This is a genomic window from Pseudomonas brassicacearum, assembly GCF_003732265.1.
GTDB classification, from domain to species: domain Bacteria; phylum Pseudomonadota; class Gammaproteobacteria; order Pseudomonadales; family Pseudomonadaceae; genus Aquipseudomonas; species Aquipseudomonas brassicacearum_D.
This window is the reverse complement of record NZ_MOBK01000010.1, coordinates 180,780-192,714: the sequence shown is the minus strand read 5'-3', so window position 1 is coordinate 192,714 and position 11,935 is coordinate 180,780. Positions and strand designations below refer to the sequence as shown.

Sequence of the window (11,935 nt, the reverse complement as noted above, 5' to 3'; positions counted from 1 at the left end):
GCCTGATGACCCGTTTTCTGCTCCTGGGCTGCCTGCTGTTGCTGAGCGCTTGCGCCAGCCAGGCACCGCTGCCCGAGCACATCCCGAAGCTGACGTTGCCGCTGCAATTGCACATCCAGCGCCTGGAGGCCGCGCAACGTCAGGACTGGGTATTGGTGATCCAGCATGAAGAGACGGGGCTTCGCTGGTCGATGATGGATTTGCTGGGCATTCCACAAGCGCGGCAGAAACTGATCGATGGCCAGTGGCATTCCGATGGTCTGTTGCCGCCCAACCCGGAAGCCCGGGAGCTGTTCGCCGCGTTGCTGTTTGCCCTGACCCCAAAAGATGAACTGGCGGGCAACTACCCCACCGCGTGGCAGCACGGCAGGCAACGTTCCCTGCCCACACACTGGGACGTTCTTTATTCACAACCCATGACCTTTGAATTGAACCTGCCCAAGGGGCCCCGCTATGAAGTCACGCCGCTGAGCGGGGAAGCACCATGACCGCCTATTTGAATGCCCTCGGGGTGATCTGCGCATTGGGTCGTGGCAAACGCGAAGTCGCCGCCAACCTGTTTGCCGGCGATTGCTCAGGCCTGCGCGTCGAAACCGGCTGGGTGCCAGAGCGCGCCTTGCCGGTGGCGGCGGTGAGCGGCGAACTGCCGTCGATTCCGTTTGAGTTGAAAGTGCAAGACACTCGCAACAACCAACTGCTGATGGACGCCGCGCTGCAAATCCGCGACGAGATTGATCAGGCGATCCAGACCTACGGCCGTGACCGCATCGGCGTGATTCTGGGCACCAGCACCTCGGGCATCGATGAGGCCAGCCGTGGGTTGGCCCATTACATCCGCGAACATGAATTCCCTGCCGAGTACGACTATCAGCAACAGGAACTCGGTGCACCGGCCAACTTCCTGGCCGACTGGCTGCAATTGAGTGGCCCGGCCTATGTGATCTCCACCGCCTGCACCTCCAGCGCCCGGGCGCTGATGAGTGCCCAGCGCCTGCTCGACCTAGGCCTGTGCGACGCGGTGTTATGCGGCGGCGTCGACAGCTTGTGCAAACTGACCCTCAACGGCTTCTCGGCCCTGGAAGCAGTGTCCGGGCAGCGCTGCAATCCGTTTTCGGTCAACCGCAACGGCATCAACATCGGTGAAGCGGCCGTGTTGTTCCTAATGACCAAAAGCGCGGGAGATGGCCAGTCCATCGCCCTGCTCGGCAGCGGCGCGAGCTCCGATGCGCACCATATCTCTGCGCCGGAACCGAGCGGCCGTGGTGCCCTGCAAGCCATGAGCAAAGCCCTGAACCGGGCCAACCTGCAACCGCAGCAGATCCATTACCTGAACCTGCACGGCACCGCGACCCAGCATAACGACGCGATGGAAAGCCTCGCCGTGGCAGCACTGTTCCCGCAAGGCGTGCCCTGCTCGTCGACCAAGCCGATGACCGGTCACACCCTCGGCGCTGCCGGCGCGCTGGAAGCCGCGTTCTGCTGGCTGAGCCTGGGCCCGGACAATCGCGACCACGCACTCGCACCTCATCTCTGGGACGGCCAGCCCGACCCGAGTTTGCCAGCACTGCATTGGGTGACCCCGGCGGATCGCCTGACGTCCATTGCACCTCGCTACCTGATGAGCAATTCCTTTGCTTTCGGTGGCAACAACGTCAGCCTGATTATCGGAGATGCACCATGATTGACTGGCCGCTCGCCGAGTTGCTGCCCCACGCTGGCGACATGATCCTGATCGAGCAGATCCTCGCGTTCGACGACGAGCAGATTCACACCCGCCTCACCGTCAGACCCGACGGCTTGTTCAACCGTCCCGACGGCAGCCTGCCGGCCTGGGTCGGCATTGAAATAATGGCCCAGAGCGTCGCCGCCTACGCTGGTTGCCATGCGCGACAGCGCGGTGATGCGGTGGCGTTGGGCTTTCTGCTCGGCAGCCGTAAATTCGAGTGCAACGTCGAGCACTTCCCGGCCGGCACCGAACTGACCATCCACGGCATTCGCTCGCTGGAAGACGATAACGGCATGGGCGTGTTCGAATGCCATATCAACGCTCCCGGCATCCACGCCAGCGCACGCCTGAACGTGTTTCGTCCGCCTCAGGCCGCTCAATATCTTCATGAACCCGAAGGAGTCCAGTCATGACTGAATCCGTACTGGTCACCGGTTCCAGCCGTGGCATCGGCCGCGCCATCGCCCTGCGCCTGGCTCAGGCCGGGCACGACATCGTGCTGCATTGCCGCAGCGGTCTGGCGGACGCCATGACCGTAAAAGGCGAAATCGAAGCCTTGGGCCGCCATGCACGCGTCCTGCAATTCGACGTCTCCGACCGCGCCAGCTGCAAAGCCATTCTTGAAGCCGACGTTGAAGCCCACGGCGCCTATTATGGCGTCGTGCTCAACGCCGGCCTGACCCGCGACGGTGCTTTTCCGGCGCTGAGCGAGGATGATTGGGATGTGGTGATGCGCACCAACCTCGATGGTTTCTACAACGTGCTGCACCCGGTGATGATGCCGATGATCCGTCGTCGCGCCGCCGGGCGAATTGTCTGCATCACCTCGGTGTCGGGGTTGATCGGCAATCGTGGCCAGGTTAACTACAGCGCTTCAAAGGCTGGTCTGATCGGCGCGGCCAAGGCGCTGGCGATTGAATTGGGCAAACGCAAAATCACCGTCAACTGTGTCGCGCCCGGCCTGATCGACACCGCCATGCTCGACGAAAACGTGCCCGTGGAAGAACTGATGAAAATGATCCCCGCACAACGCATGGGCACCCCGGAAGAGGTGGCCGGCGCGGTGAATTTCCTGATGTCGGCGGAAGCGTCGTACATCACCCGGCAGGTTCTGGCCGTCAATGGAGGCCTGTGCTGATGAAACGCGTTGTCGTCACCGGCATGGCCGGCATCACGTCCCTTGGCAGCGACTGGGACACCATCGCCGGCCACTTCGCGGCCAACCGCAGCGGCATTCGCCGGATGGACGAGTGGGATCGCTTTACCGAACTCAACACGCGCCTGGCCGGCCCGATCGATGACTTCAAAGTCCCGAGCCACTGGACCCGCAAGCAATTGCGCAGCATGGGCCGGGTGTCGCGGCTCGCCGTGGGCGCGGCCGAGCAAGCGCTGGCCGATGCCGGACTGCTGGGCGACGAGTCGATCAAGGACGGGCGCATGGGCGTCGCGTGTGGCTCGTCCACCGGCAGCACCGACGAGATCAAGGCATTCGGCAACATGCTGCTCAACTCTGTGGCCGAAGGCCTGAACGCCAACTCCTACGTGCGGATGATGCCGCACACCACCGCAGCGAACATCAGCATCTTCTTCGGCCTTACCGGCCGTTTGATCCCGACGTCGAGTGCCTGCACCAGCGGCAGCCAGGGCATCGGTTACGCCTACGAATCGATCAAGTTCGGCCGTCTACCGCTGATGCTGGCGGGCGGCGCCGAAGAGCTGTGCCCGACCGAAGCCATGGTCTTCGACGCGCTGTACGCCACCAGCCTGAAAAACGACGCCCCGCAATCCACCCCTCGTCCTTATGACAAGGGCCGCGACGGCCTGGTGATTGGTGAAGGCGGCGGCATGCTAGTGCTTGAAGAGCTGGAACACGCACTGGCTCGCGGCGCGCGCATCCACGCCGAACTCGTCGGCTTCGGCAGCAACGCCGACGGCCAGCACACCACGCGCCCTGAACAACTGACCATGCGCCGGGCCATGGAGCTCGCCCTGGAAGACGCCGGGCTGCAACCGTCGGACATCGGCTACGTAAACGGTCACGGCACCGCTACAGAACAAGGCGACATTGCCGAAACACTGGCAACCAGTGCGTTGTTCGGCGAACACATGCCGATCAGCTCGCAGAAAAGCTTCCTCGGCCACACCCTGGGCGCCTGCGGTGCACTGGAGTCCTGGTTCAGCATCGAAATGATGAACCGTGATTTGTATGCACACACGTTGAACCTCGACGAGGTCGATCCGCATTGCGGCAAGCTCGATTACTTGCGCGGCGAGTTCCGGCAAATGAGCAATGAATACGTGATGAACAACAATTTCGCGTTTGGTGGCGTCAACACCTCGTTGATCTTCCGTCGCTGGCACTGACCTGAAACACCTTTGGAGTAAAAGGAATGACTCTGTATCAGCGCATCGGCGCGTTGTTCACCGTGGCCGCAGCGCTGAGCGGTTGCACCGGTAACCCGGTGTACACCGCCAAGGAAACCTTTACGGCCGACAAAGACCTCACCAACGACCGGATGAGCCGCGCCATCGTCACCTCGCTGATTGAACGCGAATGGACCGTGCAGTCGGCGCAGCCCGGCCTGATCAAAGCGGCCATCACTGTGCGCGGTGATCACCACGCCGAAATCGACATCCCTTACACCTCGAATTCGTTCGAAATCGATTACCGCGACAGCCGCGGGCTGAACTACAAGGACGGCTTGATCCACGGCACCTACAACCGCTGGATCAGCTACCTGCGTGACGACGTGATCCAGCAACTGGCCACCGACCCGGACCGGGACCAACTCGTCGCCCTGCAAAACGCCTACGAACCCACCTTCCAGAACTTCCGTGAAGGCGTGAAACGCGCTACCGAAATCGGCTTGCTGGACGGCAGCGTCAAGTTCTACCTGGCGGGAGAAGCGCTGCCGGCCAACGTCAGCAAGCTGAACACCGTGAGCAGCAGCCGAATCACCCAGAACGAAGAAGTGTCGGATGAAGACGCCTGCTTCCGGGCACTGCAATCAACGCTGGCGACGTTGCAGAGCAAGGCGAAAAAAGCCGGGGCCAATGCGGTGATCAATATTGCGGCGGCTGGCAAACGCGATTTGAGCAGCGATAGCAGGAGCTATCAGTGTTTGCCGAAGGTGGAAGTGTCTGGGGTGGCGTTGCGTGGGGAGTTGGTGCGGGTTGAGTGAGGTGGAGAATGGGCTCAACACACCTCCATTCCGAGAATAGAAATGAAATAAAGGGAAGCCGGAATACATCATTTCGGAAACGTCCGACAACCAGAATTGAGGCTTTGCGCTAGGTTCAATGCCCCGTGATATGTCGGGGCATCACAAGGACGAACGAACCATGACTACAAAAGCCGTTATCGTTTTCAGCGGTGGGCAGGACTCCACCACCTGCTTGATCCACGCGTTGCCGCGCTACGATGAAATCCACTGCATTACGTTCGACTATGGCCAGCGCCACCACGCGGAAATCGAGGTCGCGCAGCAGCTTTCGAAAGAGCTTGGCGTGACCGTGCACAAGTTGCTGGACGCTACGTTGTTGAATGAACTGGCTATCAGTAGTTTGACGCGTGACAACATTCCGGTACCTGGAGTGGGTAGTTCTGGAAATAGCCTGCCAAGCACTTTCGTACCCGGTAGAAATATTCTGTTTTTAACCTTGGCCTCTATTTATGCCTATCAAGTTCGGGCCGAGGCCGTCATCACAGGTGTTTGCGAGACGGATTTCTCTGGCTACCCGGATTGCCGCGACGAATTTGTCAGGGCTCTGCATATAGCCATTGAGCTGGGCATGGACTACAAACTGCGCATTGAAACGCCGCTCATGTGGTTGAACAAGGCGGAAACATGGGCTCTCGCGGAGCAGCATGGAAAGCTTGAATTGATTCAGCACCAGACACTGACCTGCTACAACGGAATAATTGGCACTGGATGCGCGAATTGCGACGCGTGCAATCTTCGAGCGAAAGGGCTGAATGAGTTTTTGGAGAACAAGGCTAAGATTTTGGAAAGCCTGGAAAACAAACAAAAGATTAAATGGTAAACGTCCAGGGGAAGCCGTGGCACTTCCCCTTTTCCAAGTCTCAGACGTTAACCACATACCTTTTAAATAGAGATCTTGCTCCGTAGGCTGGCAAAATATTAAAGACAGCGAAACACATTTTTATAGCAATCTGGACATAAACGATATTAAGTATTTCGGCATTAGTCATTGCTCCGTAAAATGCTATAAAACAAAAAATAAAACTGTCTATTATCACCGCAAAAAACGTACTTAAGAAAACCCGCAAGAATAAAAACCTAGAGCTTGTAAGCTGCTTTATTTTATTCAACAAGTAAGAATTTACATATTCAGAAAAAATAAAGGAAATGGAAGACGCCACCAACACAGACGATACATGAGTCATGACCTCGCTATATGGTTCATCAAGTTTCCAGCCTGACAAACCTGGAAGAAAGCTGGTAGTGCTTAACAAAACAGTAATCAAAGCATTACTCGCAAAAGCAAAAAATATGGCTTTCCTCGCAAGCCTAAGCCCATAAAACTCATTCAACATATCAACTATTAAAAACGTTAACGGGTAAATAAAAACCCCTGGAGTGACAACGATATCAAGCCACTCTATGTATACCAGCTTTGTTGCGGCAACATTTGTGAAGATATATAGCGCAAAAAGCAACAAATTAAGAGCCACATAAGTCATCCATGACTTCTCTTGCCGGTCATTTATTTCGTATGCTGTCAACGCCGCACCACCGGAATAAAACTTCCTGTACACAGATTTTAGTTCTGCTCTATTTAAATTATCCACCACATCACTTTTCATCAAATCATTCAGCTTTATTTTTATGACCTTCCCCGTTGAAACGATCATGATAACGGCAAGGCTTTTACTATTGTCAAACCCTAATAATTTGTATCTGCTGTTTTCCGAAACACTATCCATTGAACCTTTCCTTCACTATCTCTCCTATTACAAGAACATCACCAGAACAACAGGCAGATCCCCTGGTTATAAATAGGTTCTTTGTTACTTTGTCGTATGCAAGCTTTTCTTTATCACTATTCGACAAACCTTTCTTCACTATCAACAAGTCCCCTGACTCATTCACGCCGCTGATTTCGCTTTCCAGAAGCACAGCGATTAAATTGCAGGCCGTACCGAAATAATAGGTCAAAGGATGGGTTACAACCAACTCACCGATTCTCTTATCGAGGCTTTGCACAAGCAAACTTTCTTTAATTACAGGAACCGCTGCAGGATTCATATTGCCCAGCAAAGAAACGCTACCTTCTATAACCTCCCTCTCTTCAAAATCTACAGTTTCTATTTCTTTATAGGACACACCAAAAAAATCAGAAATTTTACGAATGGTAGACTGCTGAACATTGACAACCCTTCCTTCCAAAATGTTGTAGATAGTAGTCCTGGTCAACCCGACTGAATTACATAACGATATCTGCGTTTCACCTCGGCTTTTTATAAGGTATTTAATATTTCTCTTTAGATGTTCAGTTTTTTCTTTTCTATGCATCAAATATCTGCCAATCGCCTGTAATTAATGTGATCACTCAAACCGAGTATTGCGATTTGCTTTTGTGTTTGTCGCTCGGCTCGCCTACCTGACGTGCGAATAGACACACTCAGCCAGATTATACATTCATAAAACACCGTTTAATTCGATGTTTACTTCAGCACACCATTCGGTAGAAGATTCCCACAAAACAATATGAACTTACTTACAGAAGATTCTAAAGAATCATTTAATTACACAAATGTTCACTTATTTGAACAATAAGTATGACGTTTTTAGTTATAAATCTATCGGTATCGTCAACCCATATATCGCTGACGATCAATCATGAATAGCCGGAAAGGATGCCGCTTTTCTTTAAAAAACAAGGGAGTTCCACAATGAAAAAAATCAATCCCGATCCTCCGCAGTTGCCAGATCAGAAAGACGCTGACACCGCCGACCTATCCAAACTCTCCGAAACCACCGAGCGCACCGTCAGCGCCCGCTTGCGCAATCCAAACCGCCCCGACCCTGTCAGCCATGTGTTCAGCATCAACCCGAACATCGATACGGAGTCCTTGCTCTGTCACGCCACTGAAACCCTCGCCTCGCTGAATGTGATGACCACCGACCTCGCCTGCGAGCTCGAAGGCTCTCGCCGCAACGAGGCATTGGCCATTCAGCAACTGGTCGTGCTGGCCGAGCTGATGGTCAACCGGGCCCTGGACATTCTTGACCCTCCCTGTGGGTTGTCTATGGCGCCATCCAGCAGTCAGCAATAAGTAATCACGCGCTCTTACGCAATGGAGGTTTTTTGTCATGGATAGATACATGCCTATCACAGGTATCGATTGCACCATCGCTTCGCTGGTGATCGACACCGAAGCACCGCTGGACGTGTTGCACGAAACAGCGGCTTACCGCATCCGCACTGCGACCCAGCTGCTTGAGAGTTTTGCGTTTGATGAGGGCGTTTACAGTGAGCTGGCGCGGGTGTTGGTGACGTCATTGCGTGATGGTTGTGATTTGCTGGATGTCGTCGGGCGACGATTGCAAGAGCAAGTTTCGGCGCAGCAAAGCAAATCAAGACCCGCGCCTGCCGAGTAGTAACGGCGTCAGCGGTGTGGACAGCCGCGTTTCCAACACATGTGAAAACGGCCCCCGCGCTTGGCGCAGAGGCCGTTCAAACGCTTACTGAGCCTGGATCAACTTGCTTTCAGCAACGCCAGCACGACCGGTCTGGTCATCAACCACTTGCAGGCTGTTGCGTGCCTTGATGAAGCCCACTTTCACTTCCTGCCAGATAAAGTAGTTCTTGCCGGCTTCTGCGGTGAGTTTCAATTCGGAATCGTTTTCCGCCGAGGACACCAGGGTCTGCTGACCGGCCGGGACGGCCAACATCAGGTACGACTTGGCGACGGTCTGGCCGACCGGTTTACCGTTGAGCGTCACCGGCATTTTCACGCCGGCGCCCATGCTCTCGTTGCGATAAACGTAGATATTGGCTTTGTCCGGGGCGACCTGGAAGGTCTTCGCTTGAGCGTCCTGCGTGTCATCCGCCATTTTTACCGAAGCACAACCACCGGTGAGCGCGGCCACGGCCAGCAAAGCGGTGAGGGTTAGCTGCTTGAACATCCTGTATCTCCATTGTTTGTGATGAGTTCGAAACCGTTATCGGCTGATCAGAAAAAAGGCGAAGGGATGTATCAAAAAAACATGGCAAGCCCCAAGGCGCGAGTTCGCGCGCCGCCAGAAGTGCTGAGGGCGATAGGGTCCGCAGGGGTGTTGCGTGGGGATCGGGTACAGATCGGCTGAGGCAGGACATGCTAGAACGACAAAGGGCGCCTTTCGGCGCCCCTTCACAAACAGGTCGGCTTGTCATCGCCCTGTACCTGTCTGGCTCTGCGATGGCTGGTTGCCCAGGATCCTCAGAGTCTCTCAAGCCCCTTTCGGGAACGGGGGGAGTATTGCGCGAAACAGAACTCAGGGCAACGACTGGCCATTCGCCTAACTGCCAGTGCCTACAGAAACAACCCGTTTTCGCTGCCATTGATCATTAGCCAGTTGGACACTGAATATGCTATCCGCCGGACTATTCCGTAATCTGTGTAATACATTTCCGAGTGTGTATTTAGCCCATTGAGCTTCTTTCCAACTCATGATTAATTGTTGATGCTCGTAAATAAAAACTCACAAATCAGTTTTTATAGACTTTAATTTATCAATACCGCCAAGGATGAAGGTAATGACACGAACTGAAAATGATCTACCAACCACGCATATCATTGGGACTTGGAGAGGTTCTAATGGAGGATACTGGTCTACTGACGGCATCATCATTGATGGCACATACGTTCTTCCTCCTCCTGAACCTGAGGTAGTTACTGAAGGAAACAAAGCCTACAACATTGAAATGATAAAGCGCCAGACCGGGCTTGACGATTTCACCTTCAATTTGCGACTGCTTGACAAAGCTTTAAATAAAAATGACGCCTACGGCGCAATAAAAGATATTTGGCGAATCGTAGAAAGCGACCGTGGCTGGGTAGATCCTCACTGGCGAATCAACGACGATTTATTCAAAAATAAAATCGTAAGTTTTAGTTTGGCCGACGCCCTTCAAAAAAGTGGCTTCAGTGCAAGGGAAGCCATTATCGCCGTTGCGAATTCCAGACACGTAGACAGCACGTCTTATGCACTGGAAACGCCGAAGCTTTCCGGAGGTACATTCAGCCCAGTCAAGGCCTTGGGGCATTATCTATGGGGAAAAGGTGAAAAGCTCGAAGTCGATATAAACACCATTGGCCTTAACGTCCTGGAGCATAAGCTACCACTATTAAGACAAGCCATAGAAAATACGAAGTCGCCTGGTGTATATCATTTGATTGATCCACGGGTTGCATACAATACATTTGACGACAGTATCGCAACGGGAGCCTACCTTGGACGGATTACTTTAAACATGTCCGGTGACTTCACCAGGAGCGATGATGGGTCCTGGCGGTTCGTTGGAGTGATAAAGGCTTATCATGACAGATACGATTTCAACGCAAGCAATAGGCCACGCGCACTAGAAGAGTTAACTACTGCTGGTCGGGCACTCCCGGGAACAAGCTACGACATCGATATTTCAGGCGAGCACAAAGTACATTTAGTCGGGAATGGATATCAATTCCTGCCACTCTAACTACTACCCAGGCAGCCAGATTAATCTGACTGCCTTTATCCGGGAAACCATGACCAAGATCAAAATTTCACCCCTAGTACTGTATTTTATGATGCTCATCACCACTTCAATTTGGAGTTACTGCATTGTAATTTCAAATTTTGAAAACGGAATCTACACCGCTACTCAGGATTCAATAGCGATCCCCATTATCGCTATAACCTTGGCATTGGTGACACTCTTTATATTTTCTCTGTTCCAGCTACCGCTCTTTAAACGACTAAAGTATTTTAAAAAAACGAGTATTATTTCTACCACACCAGCAGTGCTTGCGTCGGCACTTTCATTTGCATTGCTTTTTGAATGCACTTATTACTGGCTTACTCCAAATCATTTAACCATCTCCATTCTCTATCTCATCACACTTTTGGTCTATCTAAGCCACCAAATCAAGTTTTACAAAAACTTCATCTCACGAACAAAGTAACCAGCAGCCCAAGGGTTCTTTGATTTGATGGAGCGTCACCAAAGTTTTCTTATGTTATGAACTCAACCTTTCTGGTCAACAACTCAACAAACGCCTTGGCCATCGGCGACTTCTGATCCTTGCGCTGCACCAGCCACACCGCCGACACCGCCGCCGGATCCAGTAACGGCCGATACACCACACCATCGATGCGCATCCGCTGATACGACGCCGGCAGTACCGACACACCCAACCCCGCCGCGACCAGGCCGATAATCGTCATCGCCTCGCCCGCCTCTTGCGCAAAGTGCGGGCTGAAGCCGGCATCGCGGGCCAGGCTGAGCAATTGTGCGTAGAGACCGCTGCCGTAGCTGCGTGGAAAAAACACGAAAGGCTCGAGGGCCAGTGCCGACAGGAACAAGCCGTCTTCGCTGCCATTGACCAAGGGATGCTTGGAGCTGAGCACCGCCACCAGTGGCTCGCGCATCAGCTCCACGACGCTGAGCGAGTCCGGCAACCCCAGCGGCCGCATGATGCCGACCTCGATTGACTCGTCGACCAACGCATCGGCGACCTGGGTGCTGCTCATCTCCCGCAAATTCAGGTGCACCGCCGGGAAGCGCTGGCGGAAGGAAAAAATGGCCTGGGGAATGGTCGAGTTGAACGGTGCCGAGGAGGTGAAGCCGATCTTCAGTTCACCGAGTTCCCCCAGTTGCGCACGCCGCGCCACGTCGGCAGCTTTGTCGACTTGCGCCAGCGCCAATCGCGCCTCTTGCAAAAACAACCGACCGGCTTCGCTGAGCTCGACCCGACGATTGGTTCGCTCGAACAAACGCGCGCCAACCTCGGCCTCCAGTGCCTGAATCTGTTGGCTCAGCGGCGGCTGAGAGATGCCCAGCACCTGAGCGGCGCGGCCGAAGTGCAGTTCTTCGGCGACGGCGATGAAGTAGCGCAGGTGACGCAGTTCCATGAAAACCCCATTAGGTCGTAAAAGCTCTCAAACAGGTCGAACAATATATTGGATTGAATCATTAGGCAGCTATATGATTTTTTCATTG

General features: G+C 54.0%; 14 protein-coding genes. 10 read left to right on the top strand and 4 right to left on the bottom strand.

Going from position 1 to position 11,935, the window contains the following annotated elements:
* Positions 1–5: 5 nt before the first annotated feature.
* From BK660_RS24885 to queC, 7 genes are all read left to right on the top strand, one after another.
* Positions 6–488 carry a hypothetical protein gene (locus BK660_RS24885; RefSeq protein ID WP_123435525.1) on the top strand — a complete coding sequence of 161 codons (483 nt, stop codon included), beginning with the start codon at positions 6–8 and terminating at the stop codon, positions 486–488.
* Complete coding sequence (locus BK660_RS24880; protein ID WP_123435524.1) at positions 485–1,681, top strand: beta-ketoacyl-[acyl-carrier-protein] synthase family protein; 1,197 nt, start codon at positions 485–487, stop codon at positions 1,679–1,681. Before BK660_RS24885 ends, BK660_RS24880 begins: the two co-directional genes overlap by 4 nt.
* Positions 1,678–2,139, top strand: a complete 462-nt coding sequence (locus tag BK660_RS24875) for a hotdog family protein (RefSeq protein ID WP_123435523.1) — start codon at positions 1,678–1,680, stop codon at positions 2,137–2,139. Before BK660_RS24880 ends, BK660_RS24875 begins: the two co-directional genes overlap by 4 nt.
* Positions 2,136–2,864 carry a 3-oxoacyl-ACP reductase FabG gene (gene fabG, locus BK660_RS24870; RefSeq protein ID WP_123435522.1) on the top strand — a complete coding sequence of 243 codons (729 nt, stop codon included), beginning with the start codon at positions 2,136–2,138 and terminating at the stop codon, positions 2,862–2,864. Before BK660_RS24875 ends, fabG begins: the two co-directional genes overlap by 4 nt.
* On the top strand, positions 2,864–4,090 hold the full coding sequence (locus tag BK660_RS24865; RefSeq protein ID WP_123435521.1) for a beta-ketoacyl-ACP synthase: 1,227 nt from the start codon (positions 2,864–2,866) through the stop codon (positions 4,088–4,090). The genes fabG and BK660_RS24865 overlap by 1 nt, the downstream gene beginning before the upstream one ends.
* A 26-nt stretch (positions 4,091–4,116) precedes the next feature.
* Positions 4,117–4,908, top strand: a complete 792-nt coding sequence (locus tag BK660_RS24860) for a hypothetical protein (protein WP_123435520.1) — start codon at positions 4,117–4,119, stop codon at positions 4,906–4,908.
* Between the two features lie 160 nt (positions 4,909–5,068).
* Positions 5,069–5,770, top strand: coding sequence for a 7-cyano-7-deazaguanine synthase QueC (gene queC, locus BK660_RS24855; protein ID WP_123435519.1), 702 nt, complete (start codon positions 5,069–5,071; stop codon positions 5,768–5,770).
* A 40-nt stretch (positions 5,771–5,810) separates the two neighbouring features.
* Here queC and BK660_RS24850 read toward each other — a convergent pair whose 3' ends face one another.
* Both BK660_RS24850 and BK660_RS24845 read right to left on the bottom strand, forming a co-directional pair.
* On the bottom strand, positions 5,811–6,674 hold the full coding sequence (locus BK660_RS24850; RefSeq protein WP_123435518.1) for a queuosine precursor transporter: 864 nt from the start codon (positions 6,672–6,674) through the stop codon (positions 5,811–5,813).
* Positions 6,667–7,263 carry a helix-turn-helix transcriptional regulator gene (locus BK660_RS24845; RefSeq protein WP_123435517.1) on the bottom strand — a complete coding sequence of 199 codons (597 nt, stop codon included), beginning with the start codon at positions 7,261–7,263 and terminating at the stop codon, positions 6,667–6,669. Before BK660_RS24845 ends, BK660_RS24850 begins: the two co-directional genes overlap by 8 nt.
* A gap of 380 nt (positions 7,264–7,643) precedes the next feature.
* Here BK660_RS24845 and BK660_RS24840 point away from each other — a divergent pair, with 380 nt between their 5' ends.
* Positions 7,644–8,027: a DUF6124 family protein gene (locus BK660_RS24840; protein WP_123435516.1), complete on the top strand. Its 384-nt coding sequence runs from the start codon at positions 7,644–7,646 to the stop codon at positions 8,025–8,027.
* Positions 8,028–8,064: 37 nt separating this feature from the next.
* On the top strand, positions 8,065–8,352 hold the full coding sequence (locus BK660_RS24835) for a hypothetical protein (protein WP_123435515.1): 288 nt from the start codon (positions 8,065–8,067) through the stop codon (positions 8,350–8,352).
* An 84-nt stretch (positions 8,353–8,436) separates the two neighbouring features.
* Here BK660_RS24835 and BK660_RS24830 read toward each other — a convergent pair whose 3' ends face one another.
* Positions 8,437–8,880: a DUF2846 domain-containing protein gene (locus BK660_RS24830; RefSeq protein WP_123435514.1), complete on the bottom strand. Its 444-nt coding sequence runs from the start codon at positions 8,878–8,880 to the stop codon at positions 8,437–8,439.
* 610 nt (positions 8,881–9,490) lie between these two features.
* Here BK660_RS24830 and BK660_RS24825 point away from each other — a divergent pair.
* The gene (locus tag BK660_RS24825) at positions 9,491–10,432 is read left to right on the top strand and encodes a lipid II-degrading bacteriocin (RefSeq protein WP_123435513.1); all 942 of its coding nucleotides are present in this window, start codon (positions 9,491–9,493) and stop codon (positions 10,430–10,432) included.
* A 515-nt stretch (positions 10,433–10,947) separates the two neighbouring features.
* On the opposite strand, the gene BK660_RS24815 is transcribed toward BK660_RS24825, so the two are convergent.
* The gene (locus BK660_RS24815) at positions 10,948–11,847 is read right to left on the bottom strand and encodes a LysR family transcriptional regulator (RefSeq protein ID WP_123435511.1); all 900 of its coding nucleotides are present in this window, start codon (positions 11,845–11,847) and stop codon (positions 10,948–10,950) included.
* Positions 11,848–11,935 lie beyond the last annotated feature (88 nt).